The organism is Pseudomonas sp. HMSC067G02, from assembly GCF_001813485.1.
Lineage (GTDB): Bacteria > Pseudomonadota > Gammaproteobacteria > Pseudomonadales > Pseudomonadaceae > Pseudomonas > Pseudomonas aeruginosa.
Genome location: NZ_KV812681.1, coordinates 293,505 through 314,603, shown reverse-complemented (window position 1 = coordinate 314,603; position 21,099 = coordinate 293,505). Strand labels below are relative to the sequence as shown.

The 21,099-nt window shown below is 65.4% G+C and carries 17 protein-coding genes; 14 read left to right on the top strand and 3 right to left on the bottom strand.

Annotated features, from left to right (window positions below):
* The first annotated feature begins 222 nt into the window (after positions 1 to 222).
* From HMPREF2914_RS16225 to HMPREF2914_RS16205, 5 genes are all read left to right on the top strand, one after another.
* Positions 223 to 2,751, top strand: coding sequence for a type VI secretion system spike protein VgrG2a (locus HMPREF2914_RS16225; RefSeq protein WP_023092022.1), 2,529 nt, complete (start codon positions 223 to 225; stop codon positions 2,749 to 2,751).
* Positions 2,748 to 4,454, top strand: coding sequence for an esterase/lipase family protein (locus HMPREF2914_RS16220; protein ID WP_023092023.1), 1,707 nt, complete (start codon positions 2,748 to 2,750; stop codon positions 4,452 to 4,454). The genes HMPREF2914_RS16225 and HMPREF2914_RS16220 overlap by 4 nt, the downstream gene beginning before the upstream one ends.
* Positions 4,451 to 5,596: a T6SS immunity protein Tli4 family protein gene (locus HMPREF2914_RS16215; protein WP_031627624.1), complete on the top strand. Its 1,146-nt coding sequence runs from the start codon at positions 4,451 to 4,453 to the stop codon at positions 5,594 to 5,596. Before HMPREF2914_RS16220 ends, HMPREF2914_RS16215 begins: the two co-directional genes overlap by 4 nt.
* Positions 5,597 to 5,608: 12 nt before the next feature.
* Positions 5,609 to 5,869 carry a PAAR domain-containing protein gene (locus tag HMPREF2914_RS16210; protein WP_003105819.1) on the top strand — a complete coding sequence of 87 codons (261 nt, stop codon included), beginning with the start codon at positions 5,609 to 5,611 and terminating at the stop codon, positions 5,867 to 5,869.
* Between the two features lie 682 nt (positions 5,870 to 6,551).
* Complete coding sequence (locus HMPREF2914_RS16205) at positions 6,552 to 7,919, top strand: nucleobase:cation symporter-2 family protein (protein WP_003083208.1); 1,368 nt, start codon at positions 6,552 to 6,554, stop codon at positions 7,917 to 7,919.
* A gap of 92 nt (positions 7,920 to 8,011) precedes the next feature.
* Here the strand turns inward: HMPREF2914_RS16205 and HMPREF2914_RS16200 are convergent, their stop codons facing one another.
* Complete coding sequence (locus HMPREF2914_RS16200) at positions 8,012 to 8,341, bottom strand: low molecular weight protein tyrosine phosphatase family protein (protein ID WP_003087185.1); 330 nt, start codon at positions 8,339 to 8,341, stop codon at positions 8,012 to 8,014.
* Positions 8,342 to 8,524: 183 nt separating this feature from the next.
* Entirely contained in the window at positions 8,525 to 9,520 is a 996-nt protein-coding gene (moaA, locus tag HMPREF2914_RS16195) for a GTP 3',8-cyclase MoaA (RefSeq protein ID WP_003083204.1), read from the bottom strand.
* Between the two features lie 235 nt (positions 9,521 to 9,755).
* On the opposite strand from moaA, the gene HMPREF2914_RS16190 reads away from it, so the two are divergent.
* Complete coding sequence (locus HMPREF2914_RS16190) at positions 9,756 to 10,406, top strand: TetR/AcrR family transcriptional regulator (protein WP_003087183.1); 651 nt, start codon at positions 9,756 to 9,758, stop codon at positions 10,404 to 10,406.
* A gap of 398 nt (positions 10,407 to 10,804) precedes the next feature.
* Here HMPREF2914_RS16190 and HMPREF2914_RS16185 read toward each other — a convergent pair whose 3' ends face one another.
* Positions 10,805 to 11,236, bottom strand: a complete 432-nt coding sequence (locus HMPREF2914_RS16185; protein WP_003083199.1) for a GlcG/HbpS family heme-binding protein — start codon at positions 11,234 to 11,236, stop codon at positions 10,805 to 10,807.
* A gap of 328 nt (positions 11,237 to 11,564) precedes the next feature.
* On the opposite strand from HMPREF2914_RS16185, the gene gcl reads away from it, so the two are divergent.
* The 8 genes from gcl to HMPREF2914_RS16145 all read left to right on the top strand — a co-directional run bounded on the left by gcl (position 11,565) and on the right by HMPREF2914_RS16145 (position 20,987).
* Positions 11,565 to 13,340: a glyoxylate carboligase gene (gene gcl / locus HMPREF2914_RS16180; protein WP_003087182.1), complete on the top strand. Its 1,776-nt coding sequence runs from the start codon at positions 11,565 to 11,567 to the stop codon at positions 13,338 to 13,340.
* A 95-nt stretch (positions 13,341 to 13,435) separates the two neighbouring features.
* The gene (gene hyi, locus HMPREF2914_RS16175; RefSeq protein ID WP_003133149.1) at positions 13,436 to 14,218 is read left to right on the top strand and encodes a hydroxypyruvate isomerase; all 783 of its coding nucleotides are present in this window, start codon (positions 13,436 to 13,438) and stop codon (positions 14,216 to 14,218) included.
* Between the two features lie 74 nt (positions 14,219 to 14,292).
* Positions 14,293 to 15,183, top strand: a complete 891-nt coding sequence (locus HMPREF2914_RS16170; RefSeq protein ID WP_003087180.1) for a 2-hydroxy-3-oxopropionate reductase — start codon at positions 14,293 to 14,295, stop codon at positions 15,181 to 15,183.
* Positions 15,184 to 15,479: 296 nt separating this feature from the next.
* On the top strand, positions 15,480 to 16,745 hold the full coding sequence (locus HMPREF2914_RS16165; RefSeq protein ID WP_003117785.1) for a glycerate kinase type-2 family protein: 1,266 nt from the start codon (positions 15,480 to 15,482) through the stop codon (positions 16,743 to 16,745).
* 1 nt (position 16,746) lies between these two features.
* Entirely contained in the window at positions 16,747 to 18,180 is a 1,434-nt protein-coding gene (pyk, locus tag HMPREF2914_RS16160) for a pyruvate kinase (protein ID WP_003110700.1), read from the top strand.
* Positions 18,181 to 18,543: 363 nt separating this feature from the next.
* The gene (locus HMPREF2914_RS16155) at positions 18,544 to 19,458 is read left to right on the top strand and encodes an urea transporter (protein ID WP_023092024.1); all 915 of its coding nucleotides are present in this window, start codon (positions 18,544 to 18,546) and stop codon (positions 19,456 to 19,458) included.
* Positions 19,459 to 19,522: 64 nt separating this feature from the next.
* On the top strand, positions 19,523 to 20,374 hold the full coding sequence (locus HMPREF2914_RS16150) for an ion transporter (RefSeq protein ID WP_003083179.1): 852 nt from the start codon (positions 19,523 to 19,525) through the stop codon (positions 20,372 to 20,374).
* On the top strand, positions 20,361 to 20,987 hold the full coding sequence (locus HMPREF2914_RS16145) for an HD domain-containing protein (RefSeq protein ID WP_023092025.1): 627 nt from the start codon (positions 20,361 to 20,363) through the stop codon (positions 20,985 to 20,987). Before HMPREF2914_RS16150 ends, HMPREF2914_RS16145 begins: the two co-directional genes overlap by 14 nt.
* Positions 20,988 to 21,099: the final 112 nt, after the last annotated feature.

Below are 21,099 nucleotides of genomic sequence, written 5' to 3'. Positions count from 1 at the left end.
CCTCCGGCTCCGACGACTGGCGCTCCCCGGTCGCAGGGTGAGTTGACAGGCGCACCGGTCGTACACCTGTACGGCCGGTTCTCCGTCGAGCCGAAAATGTCCGCTACTTCGCGAAATCGACACCGAGCCAAGACTTTCGGCAGCGGCTGAGCAAGAGTAACGTGGGGCTCGCTTCTCCAACGGATGGGGGAGGAACCGCCCGCCAGGAACAAGGAACGATCCATGCGTCAAAGGGACCTGAAATTCACCTTCGTCGTCGGCGAAGGGAAACTCGCGTTCGATGTCGTCGAGTTCGAACTGGAAGAAGCGCTCTGCGAGCCTTTCCGCCTGAACCTGAAGCTGGCCAGCGACAAGAACGCCATCGATTTCAAGCAGGTACTCGACCAGCCGGGCACCTTCACCCTCTGGCAGGACGGCCGTCCGGCCCGCTACGTCCATGGCATCGTCAGCCACTTCACCCAGGGCAGCTCGGGTTTTCGCCGGACCCGCTACGAACTGCTGCTGGAACCGCAGTTGGCGCGCCTGGAGCTGTGCTGCAACTGGCGGATATTCCAGGAGAAGAGTGTTCCGGAGATTCTCCAGGCGCTGCTCAAGGAACACCGGGTGCTCGACTACGAACAGCGCATCTACCATGAGCACCTGCCGCGCGAATACTGCGTGCAGGCCGGCGACAGCGATCACTACCTGCACGACCGGCTAGCCTTCGAGGAAGGCCTGGTCTACTACTTCCGCTTCGACGAACACCGCCACACCCTGGTCTGCAGCGACCGGCTCTACGTCCAGGAGCGTATCGCCGGCGGCCCGGTACTGTTCAGCGCCCAGCCGGAGGGCGACAACCCACAGCCGGTGCTTCATTCTTTCCGCTACAGCGAAAATGTTCGTACGGCTCGACAGACCCAGCGGGACTACAGCTTCAAGCGCCCGACCTACGACCAGGAGCATCATCTCGCTGGCGAGGCGCTCGAGCATCAGGGCTCGTCCTACGAGCGCTACGACTACCCCGGTCGCTACAAGCAGAGCGGCGCCGGCCGGCCTTTCAGCGAAAGCCGCCTCAGAGGGCACCGGCGCGATGCGCGGGTGGCATCGGTCAGCGGCGACGACCCGCGGCTGATCCCGGGCCACGCCTTTGCCCTGGAAGGTCATCCGCGTGCCGACTTCAACGCCTGGTGGCGGCCGGTACGGGTGGTCCATCGCGGCACCCAGTATGCCGGCCAGGAGGAAGAGTCCGCCGACGCCCCTCTGGGGGTGAGCTACGACCTGCGCGCCGAACTGGTGCCCGAGGACGTCGAATGGCGTCCCGCACCGCTGCCTCGGCCGCGTATCGATGGTCCGCAGATCGCGACGGTAGTCGGCCCGGTAGGGGAAGAGATCCATTGCGACGAGTGGGGGCGGGTGAAAGTCCAGTTCCCCTGGGATCGCGAGGGACGTCACGATGAATTCAGTACCTGCTGGATACGGGTCGCGCAGAACTGGGCAGGTGCCGACTGGGGGCACATGGCGATCCCGCGGATTGGCCAGGAGGTGATCGTCGATTACCTGGACGGCGACTGCGACCAGCCGATCATCACCGGGCGTACCTACCGGGCGACCAACCGGCCGCCCTACGCGCTGCCCGACCACAAGATCCTCAGCACCATCAAGAGCAAGGAGTACAAGGGCAGCCGGGCCAACGAGCTGCGCATCGACGACACCACGGCGCAGATCAGTGCGGCGCTGATGAGCGACCACGGTGCCAGCGCGCTGCACCTGGGCTACCTGACCCATCCTCGGCCCGAAGGCGGCAAGCCACGCGGCGAGGGCTTCGAACTGCGCACCGACGAACATGGCGCGGTGCGTGCGGCCAAGGGGCTGCTGCTGAGCACCGAGGAGCAGCTCAGGGCCGGCGCCGGCCATCTCGACCGAGGCGTCGTGGTGCAGGTGCTGGAGGCGGCGCTGGAGCTGGCCCGCGAGCTGGGCGACTACGCCGGGGAGCACCAGGGCGTGGGGCACGACGCGGCGCCGCAGCAAACCCTCCAGGAAGCCGTGCGCGACCTCGGCCACGGTGCCAACGACGAGTCCGGCAAGAGCAACGGAGGCAAGCCGGCGATCGCCTTGAGCGGTCCGGCAGGGATCGCCGCGGCGACGCCGGCGAGCCTGACCCTGGCCGCCGGCGAGCACGTCGACAGCGTGGCCCGGCAGAACCAGCAGGTGACCGCCGGGCAGAAGGTGGTGATCAACGCCGGCAGCGACATCGGCCTGTTCGCCCAGGGCGGCGAGCTGCGCCAGATCACCCACCAGGGGCCGATGCTGCTGCAGGCGCAGAAGAACGACATCCGCCTGGAAGCCGAGCAGAGCGTGGAGGTCAGCGCCAGCCAGCAGCACGTGCTGGTCACCGCGAAGGAGCACATCACCCTGATGTGCGGCGGCGCCTACCTGACCCTCAAGGGCGGCAACATCGAGCTGGGCATGCCCGGCAACTTCGTGGTCAAGGCGGCGAAGCACAGTCATGTCGGTCCCGCTCATGCATCGACCAGCTTCAACGCCTGGGATTCGACACCGTTCGATGACCGGTATGTCCTGCGCGACGAAGCCACGCTGGAGCCGTTACCCAATATCGCCGTTGAAGTGATACGAGGCGATGGTGGTGTGGTGAAACTGATGACCGACAGCCAGGGCCGTTTACCCAAGCAACAACACCTGGCCATGGACCCGGTGCAGATACGCATCCTGGGCAAGGGCAGTCACAACAGCGACACGGAGTCCAACACATGAGCAGCGAACCGCTCGAGCCGAATCAGGATGTGATCATCCCTCGCTCTCGCGACAGGCTGGGACGGCCTGTCTACAAGGCGCAGTTGACCCGTACCGACAACCAGAGCGAAAAGGTGGCGCTGGTTCGGCAGACCGCTCCCCTGCCGGTGATCTTCATTCCGGGGATCATGGGAACCAACCTGCGCAACAAGGCAGATAAAAGTGAGGTCTGGAGGCCGCCGAATGGTCTGTGGCCTCTGGGAGATTTCGCTGCCTCGTTTGGTGCGTTGTGGACTTGGGCCTGGAGGGGCCCAAAGGTCCGTCAAAAACTTCTGAGAGCCGAGAGAGTGGAAGTCGATGACCAAGGCACGATCGATGTCGGCCAGTCTGGCCTGGATGAAGAGGCTGCCCGCCTGCGCGGCTGGGGCAAGGTCATGCGCAGTGCGTACAACCCCGTCATGGGATTAATGGAGAGGCGACTGGATAACATCGTCAGCCGTAGGGAACTCCAGGCATGGTGGAATGACGAAGCCCTCTCTCCTCCTGGAGATCAGGGTGAGGAGCAGGGAAAGGTGGGGCCGATCGATGAAGAGGAATTGCTCAAGGCCAGCCGATACCAGTTCGACGTCTGGTGCGCCGGTTATAACTGGCTACAGTCCAATCGGCAGTCGGCGCTGGATGTACGCGACTACATCGAGAACACGGTGTGGCCCTTCTACCAGAAGGAGTATGGTCTCGATCCCGAGCAAATAAGTCGTATGAAAGTCATTCTGGTCACCCACTCTATGGGAGGGCTGGTGGCGCGTGCCTTGACGCAGTTGCACGGCTATGAGCGCGTATTGGGGGTGGTGCATGGCGTGCAACCTGCGACGGGTTCCTCGACCATCTACCATCATATGCGTTGTGGCTATGAAGGTATCGCACAGGTCGTGCTGGGACGAAATGCCGGTGAAGTGACAGCCGTTGTCGCCAACTCGGCCGGCGCGCTGGAGTTGGCCCCTAGCGCCGAATACCGGGAAGGACGTCCCTGGCTGTTTCTGTGCGACGCGCAAGGCCAGGTACTCAAGGATATTGATGGAAAGCCTCGGGCTTATCCGCAGAACCAGGATCCTTATGAAGAGATATACAAGAGCTCTACGTGGTATGGATTGGTGCCTGAACAAAATGCACAATATCTAGACTTATCAAACACTGAAAATAAAAAGAAAAATCCCAGGGTAATTTTTGAGAAGAAAATTGATGCTATTGCTGACTTTCATAATGAATTGGCTACGGCGGGCTACCACGTCGAAACCTATGTTCATTACGGTGCTGACGATAGCCGCCATAGTTGGCGTGATTTGATCTGGAAAGGTGACCCGACCCCTCTGGAAACCCCTGGCGCCACACTCAACGACGATGAGAACGGCACTTACAACAGTTGGTTCCGCCGGGGCTTGCCCACCATAGTGCAGGGTCCGCTGGAGGCGGGAAATCCACTGGACGCTTCCGGCAGCGGAGGTGACGAAACGGTACCGACCGACTCCGGCCAGGCGCCTGCCCTGGCAGGTGTCAAGGCCAGCTTTCGGCATGGCAGCAAGGGCAAGGGACAGGCCAATACCAAACGGGGCTATGAGCACCAGGAGAGTTACAACGATGCTCGTGCCCAATGGGCAGCGCTATATGGTGTGATCAAAATCACCCAGTTGGCGGATTGGCATCCTAATGACAAAGGAGGGACATGATGCATCCCCGTCGGTTGTTTGCTGTACTTGGGTTGGTGGTCTTGACCAGCATGACCAGTTGTACTTCGTTTTCTTCTTCTCGGAGCCCTTCCATGGACAAGACCGGATGGATCACTCATTGCTTTGGTCGCTTTCTGATTGATCTGCCGCCTGACGCGGTAATTAACGCCGGATACTATCTATGGGGCGACAACATCCAACGGCTAGATGGCACACCTGCTGAGCTAGCAGCCAGGATTGCCCATCGCGAGCAAGAGTTACGGAATGGCATTCATAAAAAAACAAAGGAGAGCATGTTTGTTCGGAGGGCGGAAGACAAGGCTGGAGCCATTAGCCTGTGGTCTTGGGATTCGAATGCTAGTTTGCTTTCTTATAGGGTTGACTCATATTTTGTGGCTCATCCCAAGGGAGAGGTTTTTCTATACTCAGGAGAAGTTACTCACGACAAAGAGAAGGAAGGGGAGGAAGCTATCAATGATATATCCCGAAGCCTTCGCTCTCGCGAGCCCAAAGAAGCTCCAACTGAGCCGGGCTTTTGCATTGATCATGCCTATATTGCAGGGGATAGTTTTCAAGATGAAGAGTTTGGCGTAGGTGTTACCTTTCCCAATCACCCTGGTGCGCGCTTTGAATTCCGCTCCTCCACGGGATCTGAGCTAAACAGCCTTCTTGAGCGAGTCGACGGCTTCGTGCAGAACATGCTCGCTACGGTTGCTGGAGTCGAGAGATTGAGAAAGGGGAAGCACCCTGTGGGGAGCCTTCCGGGAGAGGAGTACTTGGTTGCGGGAAGCAACAAGGGACAGCGCGCCTACACATTCATGTGGGAGGTTCAAGGCAAGGAGGAATCGCTAACCGAGCCCAATCTTACTGCGGGACTGGCGGTACTGGAACGCAGCAATGAAAACGGTAAACCACCGCCCCCTGCCTTCAAATCGGACAAAGAGGCTTTGGAACTGTGGGACGCCATTGTCGATTCGATCCGCGTGCGCCCGACGTCTTCATCGCCGCGTGGCGGAAATGCCGGTCCTTCCCCTGCTCCGAAACCCGCTACGCCTGGCGGCCAAACGCTGGGTGATGACTATGTCTACGAGGAATTCCTCTCCAGCCTGAAGCCAAAAGACAGCTGGCTGGACGACCTATAGGAGCAACCCGCGATGGACATCATTCGCCTTGGCGACACCACCAGCCATGGAGGCACGGTGATTGAGGCGTTCGGCCAGACCGACCTCAACGGCAAGCCGATGGCCGGTGTAGGCCACCAAGTGGTTTGCCCCTTGTGCAAGGGAACCTTCCCCATTACCGAAGGTAGCGCCCTGCTGGATGTGAATGGGGTCCCGGTCGCGCTACATGGGATGAAAACAGCTTGTGGTGCCAGCCTGATTGCCAGTGGCCCGTTGGGCGCTGCCGAAAGCTGAAAAAGGGGGACGTTCGATATGCCGAACGACTTCGGCGACCTCCTTCGTGCCTCTCCTGTAGAACGCTCAGGAAAACTCCGCCGGCTTCTTGCCCAGCATGACCTGCCCCGAGCCTTGGCACCTTGGCCAGTCTGCCGTTGTGCACTCCAGCAAGCGCTGGCGGCATTCTCTTTGCTCGTTGAGCGTCTCCATTGCCGCCAGGATCTACTGGCGCTCAGATAGCCGGTTGCTCTCGCGCACGTCGCTGCTTGTAGTCGCCAATGCAAGCAGGCGTTCCGCAAAGACCCATGGCTGATCCCGGGCGACAGGGTTCAAGGCCTTGCTGCACCGGGCTTGCGCTCACTGAGGTAGGGGTCGCTGAAAACTCCCAGCGGCTAGAGCACGTCGGCTATCCGACCAATGTCGTACACCGCCGGGCGTCCCGGGGGTAGCCGGCGCCAGTTCTATGGATACAGTGGAAGCAGCTCTGGAAAGCCTGTAGTAGACCGATTGGTCAACTACAAAAAATTACTTTGTATACAAAAAATCGATTGAATCGAGCACACAACGGGGATATAAAACACCCCACCGCATCGCCCTGAAGCCTGGGGTGGATGTTCGGCCAGAAATACCCGGCCGCCGGAACCTGCCTTTTCCGGTGTCCGCCTGCGACTGACAACAATAAAAACGCCTGAGGTGTTGCATGTCCGTGGTAACTGATCGCCGCATCCCCGACTCGCCCGTAGACCAGCGCCTGCCTCTGACGCAGCTGCTGCTGGTGGGCTTCCAGCATGTGCTGCTGATGTACGGTGGCGCCGTCGCCGTGCCTCTGATCGTCGGCCAGGCGGCCGGCCTCTCGCGCGAGGAAATCGCCTTCCTGATCAACGCCGACCTGCTGGTCGCCGGCATCGCCACCCTGGTCCAGTCGCTGGGCATCGGCCCGATGGGCATCCGCATGCCGGTGATGATGGGCGCCAGCTTCGCCGCCGTCGGCAGCATGGTGGCGATGGCCGGGATGCCCGGCGTGGGCATCACCGGGATCTTCGGCGCGACCATCGCCGCCGGCTTCTTCGGCATGCTCATCGCCCCCTTCATGTCGCGCATCGTGCGTTTCTTCCCGCCGCTGGTGACCGGCACGGTGATCACCTCGATCGGCATGTGCCTGTTCCCGGTGGCGATCAACTGGGCCGGCGGCGGCAAGGGCGCGGAAGACTTCGGCTCCCTGCACTTCCTGTTCCTCTCCAGCCTGGTGCTCTGCACCATCCTCCTGATCAACCGCTTCATGCGCGGTTTCTGGGTCAACATCTCGGTGCTGATGGGCATGGGCCTGGGCTACGCGATCGCCGGCGGCATGGGCATGGTCGACCTCGGCGGTCTGGCCGAGCGCCCCTGGTTCGACATCGTCACCCCGCTGCACTTCGGCGCGCCGACCTTCGACCTGGCGCCGATCCTGTCGATGTGCCTGGTGGTAGTGATCATCTTCGTCGAGTCCACCGGCATGTTCCTCGCCCTGGGCAAGATCACCGGCCGCGAGATCACCCCGACCGAACTGCGCCGCGGCCTGCTCTGCGACGCCGGCGCCTCGTTCTTCGCCGGTTTCCTGAACACCTTCACCCATTCCTCGTTCGCCCAGAACATCGGCCTGGTGCAGATGACCGGGGTGCGCAGCCGCTACGTCACGGTGGCCGCCGCCGGTTTCCTGATCCTCCTCAGCATGCTGCCCAAGGCCGCCTTCCTGGTCGCCTCGATCCCGCCGGCGGTACTCGGCGGCGCCGGCATCGCCATGTTCGGCATGGTCGCCGCCAGCGGCATCCAGATCCTCCACGAGGCCAACATCACCGACCGCCGCAACCAGTTGCTGGTGGCGGTAAGCATCGGCATGGGCATGGTGCCGGTGGTGCGCCCGGACTTCTTCGCCCGCCTGCCGGTCTGGATGGAGCCGATCACCCATAGCGGCATCGCCATGACCGCGATCTGGGCGGTGGTGCTGAACCTGCTGTTCAACATCCTCAGCCGCAACGACCGCAGCCACTTGTGCGGCAGCCACGCGCCGGCGCCCAAGCACTCCTGACTCCCTGGCGGACCGGCGACACTTCCGGTCCGCCCTTCCCTCGGGCCGGACTTCGTCCGGCTTCTTTTTTTTCCGCTCGCGGTCCGCACCACTCAGTCCCGCCGAAGGAAAGGCCCCGCCTTGCGCTCCAGCAGATGCAGCAATTCCGCCTGCATGTAGGCGTAGTCGTCCGGGATATCCAGGCAGACCAGGCGCTTGCCTTTCATCGCCGCGGCGTGCCGGCGCAGCAGCGCCTGCCGGTGGCGGCGCTCCATGACGACGACCAGCGTCGCCCACTCCAGTTGCTCCCGCTCCAGGGGCGTCTCGGCGTCCGCCGCCAGCCCGGCGGAATCGGTCTCGACGCCCGGCCAGTCGGCGAACAGCCGTTCGGCGCTGGGACTACGCAGGCGGTTGCGGCTGCAGATGAACAGGACCCGGTGCATGGGAGGCTTTCCTTTGCTGGCGCGGCAGGCAGCATGACTTCTTCGCCGCGTTTCGGTGTTGCGCCGCGTCGCTTTTCCCGGGACGGGGCAGCGAGCGGTGCGCGTCGGAACACGGTCGCCCGGGAGGCATGGGGGAGGAAGCGGCGGATGGCGCCGTTACTGCCATCGCCCAGGAGGATACCGTCAGCCGCCGGTCATGCTCATGAAACGCAGCACCTGGACCTGCTCCTGGGCGTCGAAGTGATGCCGCTCCGGCTTCAGGTTCAGCGCCGCCACCAGTGCCGCGCTCAGGCGCTCGCGGTCGCCGGGATGGCTGCGCAGCAGTTCGCGCAGGTCGAGCGCCCCCTCGTGGCCGAGGCAGAGCACCAGCTTGCCCTCGGCGGTGACGCGCACGCGGTTGCAGTCGCCGCAGAAATTATTGCTGTGAGGTGAGATGAAGCCGATCCGGCTGGGCTCGTCGCCGATCTGGTAATACCGCGACGGCCCGCCGCTGCGCGCCAGGCTCGGGGTCAGCGGCCAGCGGCGCTCGATGATCGCGCGGACTTCGTCGCTGGTGCAGAGGGTCAGTTCGCGACGGTGGCTGGTGATGCTGCCCAGCGGCATTTCCTCGATGAAACTGATGTCCAACTGGTTGGCCAGGGCGTACTCGACCAGGTCGAGGATCTCGTCGTCGTTGCGGCCCTTCTGTACCACGCAGTTCAGCTTGATCCGCTCGAAACCGGCTTCGCGCGCCGCCTGGATGCCGTCCAGCACCTGCTCCAGGCGATCGCTACGGGTGAAGGCGGCGAAGCGTTCGCGCTGCAGCGAGTCGAGGCTGACGTTGAGGCGGCGGACGCCGGCGGCCTTCAGCTCGGCGGCGCGCTCGCGCAGTTGCGAACCGTTGGTGGTGATCGCCAGGTCTTCCAGTTCCGCACGCTGCCCCAGGCGTGCCAGCAGGCCGGTGATGCCCTTGCGCACCAGCGGCTCGCCGCCGGTGATACGAATGCGCCGCACGCCGAGGCCGATGAAGGCGTCGGCCACCGCGTACAGTTCCTCCAGGCTGAGGACTTGGTCGCGGGGAAGGAACTGCATGTCTTCGCTCATGCAGTAGGTGCAGCGGAAGTCGCAGCGATCCGTCACCGACAGGCGCAGGTAGGTGATGCGACGGCCGAAGGGATCGACCAGGCGGGAATCGGACATAGTGACTCGTTCTGTTCCGGGGGGCTCGCCCGGCGCTCGGTGGGTGAGTGCGAGCGGGCGACTCGATACCCCTAACGAATACTCCAAATACCGGGAAATGTATAGGGCAAATGAACCGGCGGGTCAGGATTTCCCGGGCCTCCGCCTCGCTCGCACCTTGCTTGAGGGGCGCTCCGGGCGGGTGCTACCATCCTCGGCTTCCTGCCGCCGTTGCAGCAATGAAGAACAAGGACTGATGACCAGCATCCGCGAGCGCAACAAGCGCCTGATCCTCCGCGCCGCCAGCGAGGAATTCGCCGACAAGGGCTTCGCGGCGACCAAGACCAGCGACATCGCCGCCCGCGCCGGCCTGCCCAAGCCCAACGTCTACTACTACTTCCAGTCCAAGGAAAACCTCTATCGCTGCGTGCTGGAAAGCATCGTCGAGCCGCTGCTGCAAGCGTCGGCGCCGTTCCGCGTGGAAGACGACCCGCTGCTCGCCCTGCCCGCCTACATCCGCTCGAAGATCCGCATCTCCCGCGAGTTGCCGCATGCCTCCAAGGTCTTCGCCAGCGAGATCATGCACGGCGCGCCGCACCTGCCGAAGGAATACCTCGACGAACTGAACGCCCAGGCCCAGCGCAACGTCACCTGCCTGCAGACCTGGATCGACCGTGGCCAGCTCGCCCCGGTGGACCCGCATCACCTGCTCTTCGCCATCTGGGCGGCGACCCAGACCTATGCCGACTTCGATTGGCAGATTTCCATCGTCACCGGCAAGGAACAGCTCAGCGACGCCGACTACGACGCTGCGGTGGAAACCATCACCCGCCTGGTCCTGAAAGGCTGCACGCCCGACGGGCAATCCGGCAAAAGCGCCGGCCGGCTTCGGCCGCTGCCGCTCTGACCCGCCGCGGCACGCTCAATCGCGTGCCGCCCCCGCCCCTGCGCCGGCCTCGCACCGAGCGGCGTGACGCGGTATTCGACCCGCGGCGGCAGCTCCGCATACACCTCGCCTGGACGCTATCGGCGGAGTTGCTCGAGCACGGTGTCAACGCCCTGAGCCCGGGGCCGACCCGGACGCCAGCGCTGGACAAGGCCGCTACCGATCTCGAGGCCGCCCAGGCGCTGAGGGAGAAGATTGGCCGGGACGCCTGGGGGAGCCGCTGGAGATCGCCAGTGCCGCGCTATTCCTGGCCTCGAACGAGCCCCGCTGCAGGTATGGCACGGAGAGCCTGGTGGATGGCGGCGTACGCCACCTGAAGAAGGGAGCGAAGGCCCGGTCCTGGTGAGCGGGCCGCAAGCTCAACCGGCGTCGGGCACCAGCCCGACCGCCAGCACGCCCTGGATCGCGCATTGCTCGTCGATATCCGAGGTATCGCCGCTGATACCGACCGCGCCGACCACCTCTGCCTTGTCGTTGCGAATCAGCACCCCACCCGGCGCCGGAACCAGATTGCCATGGGCCAGGGTGTTCACCGCGGAAATGAACGAAGGCCGCTGCTGCGCATCCGCCGCCAGCAGCCGCGACGACTTGCCCAGGGCCACGGCGCCCCAGGCCTTGCCGATGGCGATCTGCGGTCGCAGCATGCTGGCGCCGTCCTCGCGCTGCAGCGCCACCAGGTGGCCGCCAGCATCGAGCACCGCGATGGTCAGGGGCGCGGTGGACAGCTCGCGCCCCACCGCCAGCGCCTGGCGGGTAATGCCCAGCGCGGTTTCCAGACTGATGGTGGTCATGGTCGTTCCTCTCGAGTTGTTAAGGCTAGAAATCGGGAAACCACCCGCGATGCGGGCGCGTTCGAAAATTTGTACCCAATCTAGTAGCCGACCGGCCCTACGAAAGCAACATTCCAGAACAATATTAACATAATTTTGTATACATTTTTTCAAACGCTGGTTTTATAAGCCTGCTAACAAAAATGGTAATTCATTGTTTTTATTATGGAAAAATTGATTTCAGCGGCTTTTTCCAGCGTATACAACCCATCTTGACCTTGCGCTCCCCCTCTGCCTAGAATCGTTCCAACTTTTGTACACAATTAGTATAAGAACGAGGAACAAAACGATGGCCAGAATGAGAGCAATCGAAGCCGCCGTACTGGTGATGCGCCGCGAAGGCGTGGATACCGCGTTCGGCGTCCCCGGTGCCGCGATCAACCCCATGTACGCCGCGCTGAAGAAGATCGGCGGCATCGACCATGTCCTGGCCCGTCACGTCGAAGGCGCCTCGCACATGGCCGAGGGCTACACCCGTACCAAGGCCGGCAACATCGGCGTCTGCATCGGCACCTCCGGCCCTGCCGGCACCGACATGATCACCGGCCTCTACTCCGCCTCCGCCGACTCCATCCCGATTCTCTGCATCACCGGCCAGGCACCGCGCGCGCGCCTGCACAAGGAAGACTTCCAGGCGGTCGACATCTCCAGCATCGCCGCGCCGGTGGCCAAGTGGGCGACCACCGTGCTGGAACCGGCCCAGGTCCCCTACGTATTCCAGAAGGCCTTCCAGCTGATGCGCAGCGACCGGCCCGGCCCGGTACTGATCGACCTGCCGTTCGACGTACAGATGGCCGAGATCGAGTTCGACATCGACGCCTACGAGCCCCTCCCGGTGAGCAAGCCGAAGGCCACCCGGGTCCAGGCCGAGAAGGTCCTGGCCATGCTCGACGAAGCCGAGCGCCCGCTGCTGGTGGCCGGCGGCGGCATCTTCAACGCCGACGCCGCCGAGCGCTTCCGCGAATTCGCCGAGCTGACCGGCATCCCGGTGATCCCGACCCTGATGGGCTGGGGCGTAATCCCCGACGACCACCCGCAGATGGCCGGCATGGTCGGCCTGCAGACCTCGCACCGCTACGGCAACGCCACCCTGCTGGAATCCGACCTGGTGCTCGGCATCGGCAACCGCTGGGCCAACCGCCACACCGGCAGCGTCGAGGTCTATACCGAAGGTCGCCGCTTCATCCATGTCGACATCGAACCGACCCAGATCGGCCGGGTGTTCATGCCCGACCTGGGCATCGTCTCCGACGCCGGCGCCGCCCTCGACGCATTCCTCGAAGTGGCCCGCGAGTGGAAGGCCGCCGGCAAGCTGAAGTCGCGCGCCGCCTGGCTGGAAAGCTGCCAGCAGCGCAAACGCACGCTGCAGCGCAAGACCCACTTCGACAACGTGCCGGTGAAACCGCAGCGCGTCTACGAAGAGATGAACGAGTTCTTCGGCAAGGATGCCTGCTACGTCAGCACCATCGGCCTGTCGCAGATCGCCGGCGCACAGTTCCTCCATGTCTACCAGCCGCGCCACTGGATCAACTGCGGCCAGGCCGGCCCGCTGGGCTGGACCATTCCCGCCGCGCTGGGAGTGGTCAAGGCCGACCCGAGCCGCCAGGTGGTGGCGCTCTCCGGCGACTACGACTTCCAGTTCATGATCGAGGAACTGGCGGTCGGCGCGCAGTTCAAGCTGCCCTATATCCACGTACTGGTGAACAACTCCTACCTGGGCCTGATCCGCCAGGCGCAGCGCGGCTTCGACATGGACTATTGCGTGCAGCTGGCCTTCGACAACATCAACGCCCCCGAGCTGGAAGGCTACGGCGTCGACCACGTCGCGGTGGTCGAGGGCCTGGGCTGCAAGGCGATCCGGGTGTTCGACCCGAACGAGATCGGCGCCGCCCTGGCCAAGGCCCGCGAACTGATGCAGCAGCACCAGGTGCCGGTGGTGGTCGAGGTGATCCTGGAGCGCGTCACCAACATCTCCATGGGTACCGAGATCAACGCCATCAACGAGTTCGAGGAACTGGCCGAGAAAGGCGCCGACGCGCCGACCGCCATCTCGCTGCTCGACTGATCGCCGGCCTTTCCCGGAGGCGCGGACGGTGCGTGCGGCACCCCGCCCCCGGCGAAAGGCCTCCCGAACGTTTGACCGAACGATAGGAGCAAGACATGCCCCGTTTCTGCGCCAACCTGTCCATGCTGTTCACCGAGGTGGATTTCCTCGAACGCTTCGACGCCGCCGCCAAGGCCGGCTTCGCCGGCGTCGAGTACCTCTTCCCCTATGACGTCGAGGCCGAGGCGATCAAGGCCCGCCTGGAAGCCAACGGCCTGGAGCAGGTGCTGTTCAACCTGCCGGCCGGCGACTGGGCCAAGGGCGAGCGCGGCATCGCCTGCCACCCGGATCGGGTCCAGGAGTTCCACGAGGGGGTCGACAAGGCCATCGCCTACGCCAGGGTGCTGGGCAACCGCCAGGTGAACTGCCTCGCCGGGATCCGGCCGCAGGGGCACGACTGCGCCAGCGTCGAGAAGACCTTCGTCGACAACCTGCGCTACGCCGCCGACAAGCTGGAAGCCGCAGGCATCCGCCTGGTCATGGAGATGATCAACACCCTCGACATCCCCGGCTTCTACCTGCAGAACACCCGCCAGGCCCTAGAGATCCGCGACAAGGTCGGCAGCGCCAACCTGTTCCTGCAATACGACATCTATCACATGCAGATCATGGAAGGCGACCTGGCCCGCACCCTGGAAAACCAGTTGGCGGCGATCAACCACGTGCAACTCGCCGACAACCCCGGCCGCCACGAACCGGGCACCGGCGAGATCAACTACCGCTTCCTCTTCGAGCACCTGGACCGCATCGGCTACCAGGGCTGGATCGGCTGCGAGTACAAGCCGGCCACCACCACCGAAGCCGGCCTCGGCTGGATGAAGACGCACAACGTCGTCTGATCCGCACCCACGAACAAGACGCTCCCGCTTCCCTGCGCGGAGCCACTCGACAGACAGAACCAGGAGACACTCTCATGGCCAAGATCGGATTCATCGGCACCGGAATCATGGGCAAGCCCATGGCGCAGAACCTGCAGAAGGCCGGCCACAGCCTGTTCCTTTCCACCCACCACGACGCCGCTCCGGCCGACCTGCTGGAGGCCGGCGCCATTGCCCTGGCCAACCCGAAGGAAGTGGCCCAGGAAGCCGAGTTCATCATCGTCATGGTGCCGGACACCCCGCAGGTCGAGGATGTGCTGTTCCGCAAGGACGGTATCGCCGAGGGCGTCGGCCCGAACAAGGTGGTGATCGACATGAGTTCGATCTCCCCCACCGCCACCAAGGGCTTCGCCGAGAAGATCAAGGCTACCGGCGCGCAGTACCTGGACGCCCCGGTCTCCGGCGGCGAGGTCGGCGCCAAGGCGGCGACCCTGAGCATCATGGTCGGCGGCTGCCCGAACACCTTCGAACGCGCCTTGCCGCTGTTCCAGGCGATGGGCAAGAACATCACCCGCGTCGGCGGCAACGGCGACGGCCAAACCGCCAAGGTGGCCAACCAGATCATCGTCGCGCTGAACATCCAGGCGGTCGCCGAGGCCCTGCTGTTCGCCGCCCGCAACGGCGCCGATCCGGCCAAGGTGCGCGAGGCGCTGATGGGTGGCTTCGCCTCCTCGCGGATCCTCGAGGTGCACGGCGAACGCATGGTCAAGGGCACCTTCGACCCGGGCTTCCGCATCAGCCTGCACCAGAAGGACCTCAACCTGGCCCTGGCCGGCGCCCGCGAGCTGAACCTGAACCTGCCCAACACCGCCAACGCCCAGCAGGTGTTCAGCACCTGCGCGGCCATCGGCGGCAGTAACTGGGACCACTCGGCGCTGATCAAGGGCCTGGAGCACATGGCCAACTTCTCGATCCGCGACGAGTGATCCGCAGTCCGCGCGGGCCGTCACCCCGCGCGGAGCGACGACCCCCTTTTCGAAGGGCTCGGGGAGAGGAACGGTCGGCGAACTCCGGTGTTCGCCGCCGCCCTCTTCCTTCCCCGCCCACAAGGCGGGGTAAAGGAAGCGAACGCCCGGCCGGGAGATTCACGGCCTCTGCGTCCGGGCGCCTCGCTTCCATTCCCCAGTTCCCGCCGGCGCGGGTGCTGCGGAATGGAAGCGTCGACGACGCTGCGACCGCCGGCCCGACCGGCGGCACGACAACAAGAAATTCGGAGCCTGTCATGAGTACCGATCCACGCGCCTTTCTCACCGAGCTGTTCAATACCGCGGTGGCAGCCGGCCATCCCTACCAGGTGCTGGCCGACCACCTGCCGGAAGATCGCAGCGGGCGCGCCATCGTCATCGGTGCCGGCAAGGCCGCCGGAGCCATGGCCGAAGTGGTGGAGAAGCACTGGCAGGGCGAGATCCAGGGCCTGGTAGTGGCGCCTTACCGCTACGGCGCGCAATGCAGTCGCATCGAGGTAGTGGAAGCCTCCCATCCGGTGCCCGACGACGCCGGCGAGCGCGTCGCCCGTCGCGTGCTGGAACTGATCAGCGGCCTGAACGAGAGCGACCGGGTGATCTTCCTTCTCTCCGGCGGCGGCTCCGCACTGCTTTCGCTGCCTGCCGAAGGCATTGGCCTGGCGGACAAGCAGGCGGTGAACAAGGCGCTGCTCAAGTCCGGCGCCGCCATCGGCGAGATGAACTGCGTGCGCAAGCACCTCTCAGCGATCAAGGGCGGTCGCCTGGCCAAGGCCTGCTGGCCGGCCAGCGTCTACACCTACGCGATTTCCGACGTTCCCGGCGACGAGGCCACGGTGATCGCCTCCGGCCCCAGCGTCGGCGACCCGACCACCTCCGCCGACGCCCTGGCGATCCTCAGGCGCTACGCCATCGACGTGCCGCAGAACGTCCTCGACTGGCTCGCCGACCCGCGTTCGGAAACCGTCAAGCCCGACGACCCGTGCCTGGCGCGCAGCCACTTCCAGTTGATCGCCACGCCACAGAACGCCCTCGACGCAGCAGCGGTGAAGTGCCGCGCGGCCGGCTTCTCGACGCTGATCCTCGGCGACCTGGAGGGCGAAGCGCGGGAAGTCGCCAAGGTCCACGCCGGCATCGCCCGGCAGATCCGCAAGCACGGCCAGCCGCTGGCGGCGCCCTGCGTGATCCTCTCCGGCGGCGAGACCACCGTCACCGTGCGCGGCAACGGTCGCGGCGGACGCAACGCCGAGTTCCTCCTCAGCCTCACCGCCGAGCTAAAGGGCGAACCGAACATCTGGGCCCTGGCCGGCGACACCGACGGCATCGACGGCTCGGAAGACAACGCCGGCGCGCTGATGACGCCCTGCTCCCATGCGCGCGGCGAAAAGGCCGGGCTGAAGATCCGCGACGAGCTCGACGACAACAACGGCTACGGCTATTTCCAGACCCTCGGCGACCTGCTGGTGACCGGACCGACCCGCACCAACGTGAACGACTTCCGCGCCATTCTCATCCTCGAGTCCTGACATGACAGCCGACAAGAAAGCCAAGATCCTCGCCACCCTCGGCCCGGCCACCCGCAGCCGCGACGATATCCGTGCCCTGGTGGAGGCCGGCGCCAACCTGTTCCGCCTGAACTTCAGCCACGGCGACTACGCCGATCACGCGCAGCGCTTCGCCTGGGTGCGCGAGGTGGAAGCGGAACTGAACTACCCGATCGGCGTGCTCATGGACCTGCAGGGTCCGAAGCTGCGGGTCGGCCGCTTCGCCGCCGGTGCCGTGCAATTGCAGCGCGGGCAGACCTTCACCCTCGACCTCAGCGACGTCCCCGGTGACGAGCGGCGGGTCAACCTGCCGCATCCGGAGATCATCCATGCCCTGGAGCCGGGCATGAGCCTGCTGCTGGACGACGGCAAGATCCGCCTGGAAGTGGTCAACTGCCACAGCGACGCCATCGAGACCCGCGTGGCGGTGGGTGGCGAGCTGTCCGATCGCAAGGGCGTCAACGTGCCGGAAGCGGTGCTGCAACTCAGCCCGCTGACCGACAAGGACCGCCGCGACCTGGCCTTCGGCCTGGAACTGGGGGTCGACTGGGTGGCGCTGTCCTTCGTGCAACGCCCGGAGGACATCGACGAGGCCCGTGGGCTGATCGGCGACAAGGCCTTCCTCATGGCCAAGATCGAGAAGCCCAGCGCGGTGAGCGCCATCGAGGCGATCGCCGAGCGCGCCGACGCGATCATGGTGGCGCGCGGCGACCTCGGCGTAGAGGTGCCGGCGGAGAGCGTGCCGGGCATCCAGAAACGCATCGTCCAGGTCTGCCGCCAGCTCGGCAAGCCGGTGGTGGTGGCCACCCAGATGCTCGAGTCGATGCGCTTCTCCCCCGCCCCGACCCGCGCCGAGGTGACCGACGTAGCCACCGCGGTGGGCGCCGGCGCCGACGCGGTGATGCTCTCGGCGGAAACCGCTTCCGGACAATACCCTCGCGAGGCGGTAGAGATGATGGCGAAGATCGTCCGCCAGGTGGAGGCCGAGCCGGACTACCACGTCCAGCTCGAGGTCAACCGTCCGCAGCCCGACGCTACCGTCTCCGATGCGATCAGCTGCGCGATCCGCCGGGTCAGCCGGATCCTCCCGGTGGCGGTGCTGGTGAACTACACCGAGTCGGGCAACTCGACCCTGCGCGCCGCCCGCGAGCGGCCCAAGGCGCCGATCCTCAGCCTGACCCCGAACCTGCGCACCGCGCGGCGACTGACCGTGGCCTGGGGCGTGTATTCGGTGGTCAACGAGCAACTGGCGCACGTCGACGAGATCTGCTCGACCGCCCTCGACATCGCCCTGGCCCAGCGCATGGCGCGCCGCGGCGACACCGTGGTGGTCACCGCCGGCGTACCGTTCGGTCGCCCCGGCTCGACCAACATGCTGCGCATCGAGACCGTGGCGCCGCCGCTGGGAGATCTCTGAAGCAACGAGTTCGGTCCGGCTCGCGCCGTCCCCCCGGGCATGCGGGTCGGGCCACCCTTGTCTCTCTCGGATGGATGGGGCCGGAAATACGGGGCCGCGTCTCCATCCATCCGGGAAAGACCTTCTTGTCGGACCATGGCCTCCCTCGCGCACTCCCATGCAGGCCATGGACATTCAAGGCCTCCGGTTCAACTCCTGCCGGAGGTCTTTTTTTCTTCTTGGAACGCCCTGCATGCATGACCCTCGCCTGGCCTTCTCGTCCGGGGTGCGTCGCCTCCGCGCCAGACCCTACAATGACCGCCCCCGCCCCTCGCGCAGGCCTGGCATCTCCGTGCCTGCCGAGCGGCCGCCGCACTGACCGCCATGCCCCTGCAACCTCTCCTCAATGCATCCCGAATCCTCCTGCGCGGCATCAGCCAGGTGTTCCTCCAGGGCGACCCACGCCTGGGCCTGGCCTGTCTGCTGGCGATCGCCGTCGGCGCACCGCCGCTGCTCGCCGGCGCCCTCCTTGGCGGCGCCCTCGGCCCGTTGCTGGCGCGCCTGTTGCGTTGCGCCGACAGCGACATCGAGGCCGGGCTGTACGGTTACAACGCCGTGCTGATCGGCATGCTGCTGGCATTCCGCTTCGCCTGGTCGCCGGGACTGGTGTCGCTGGTAGCGCTCGGCTGCCTGGCCAGCGTGGCGTTGCAGCGCCTGTTCCTGCATGGGCTGCGCCGACGCCGCTGGCTACCGCCCTATACCCTGGGCTTCGTCCTCAACGGCTGGTGGCTGGTGCCCCTCGGCGCCTGGCTAGGCCTGGCCCCGGCGGCCCATGGCGGCTGCTTCAGCTGCGCCTGGAGCGGCACGGCGGAGCTGGCGGCGCTAACGCTGGGGATCGGCGAGATCATCTTCCTCGGTGAACCGCTGGCAGGGCTGCTGGTCTGGCTCGGCCTGCTGCTGGTCTCGCGTCCCTCGGCCGCCTGGGCCCTCGCCGGCGCCGCGGCCAGCCTGCCGCTGGCCTGGCTGCTGGGCTACGACTGGGCGAGCGCGCTCGCCGGGCTCTACGGCCTGAACGCCGCCCTTGCCGGGCTGGCCCTGGCCTTGCGCTACCGCAGCGCCTGGCCGCCACTGCTCGGCATGGGCCTGGCGGTGGCACTGCAACCGCTGTTCGGCCTGCTCGGCCTGCCGGCGCTGACCGCACCGTTCATCCTCGCCTGCCTGCTCTGCATTGGCGGCGAGCGCCTTTACCTGCGCCTGGCCGGCAGCCTCGGCGCGCGCCTCGGCCGGCGGCGCTCCTGAGCGGGGAACGCTGGCGCCGGCGGGCTAGTCTGGTAAGGTGCCGCATCCATCATCAGGAGCCACGATGAGCGCACCCGACAGCTGGCGCGAACGCCTCTACATCGTCATCTTCCAGACCGACACCCGCGACGGCCGGCGCTTCGACAGCGCGCTGCTGCTGGTGATCCTGGCCAGCCTGCTGGTAGTGATGATCGACAGCATCGACGAGATCCACCAGGACTACGGCGACCTGCTGGCCTACATCGAATGGGGCTTCACCGGCATCTTCCTGGTGGAATACCTGCTGCGCCTGTACTGCTCGCCCAAGCCGCTGCGCTATGCCTTCAGCTTCTACGGCCTGGTCGACCTGCTGGCGATCCTCCCCGGCTTCCTCGCCCTGCTCTACCCCGACGCCCAGTACCTGCTGATCGTCCGGGTGATACGCATGCTGCGGATCTTCCGCGTGCTCAAGCTGCGCCAGTACCTGAGCCAGGCCAATTTCCTGCTCACCGCCCTGCGCGGCAGCAAGCAGAAGATCATCGTGTTCTTCCTCACCGTGATGACCCTGGTCACCGTGTTCGGCGCGCTGATGTACGTGGTCGAAGGCCCGGAGCACGGTTTCACCAGCATCCCCCGCGGCATCTACTGGGCGATCGTCACCCTCACCACGGTCGGCTTCGGCGACATCACCCCGAAGACCCCGCTCGGCCAGGCCATCGCCAGCCTGGTGATGCTCACCGGCTACTCGATCATCGCGGTGCCCACCGGGATCTTCACCGCCGAACTCGCCACCGCGATGCGCCAGGACCCGGCCAACCTGTTGCAGCGGGATTGCCCGGTGTGCCGCAAGGCGACCCACGAAGTGCAGGCGGCATTTTGCTGCCGCTGCGGCAACCCGTTGTTCCCTCGCGAGGAAGGCAGCCATGGGAAGTCTTGACCGGCAGCGCTGGGACGCCCTCTGGCAGCGACTCGGCGGCAACCCGCCGGCGGATGCCTTCGACGCGCTGCTGGCGGCCTATGGCGGGGCCGACCGGCACTACCACAGCGATCGCCACATCCTCGCCTGCCTGGAGCACTTCGACCGCTGGCGCCAACTGGCGCGGCGGCCGGACCTGGTGGAGCTGGCGTTGTGGACCCACGACCTGGTCTACGACACCCAGCGCCAGGACAACGAGGCCGCCAGCGCCGCCAGCACCGAGCGCTGGCTCGACCAGGCCGGGCTGGCGGCGCTGCGGCCGGCCCTGCGCGAACTGATCATGGCCACCTGTCACCAGGCGCCGCCGGGAGACGCCGACGCAGCCCTGGTGGTGGATCTCGACCTCGCCATCCTGGCCGCGCCGGCGCCGGTCTACGCACGCTACGAGGCGGACGTCCGCGCCGAATACGCCTGGGTGCCGGAACCGCTGTTCCGCGCCGGGCGCGGCAAGTTGCTGCGCCAGTTGCTGGAGCAACCGGCGCTGTACCACTGCGAACCGCTGCGGCAGCGCTGGGAGGCCGCCGCCCGCGCCAACCTGCGCGATGCCCTGGAGCGCCTGGAACAGCCGGCCTGAGCCGCACGGGAAAATTTCTTCGCGTCGCTTAACCCGTCTTTCGCCGTGCTTGCGTCTCAGGCAGCAGGAAGGAACCGCACGCACGGGTTCCTCGCCCCTCCATCCGCCCAAG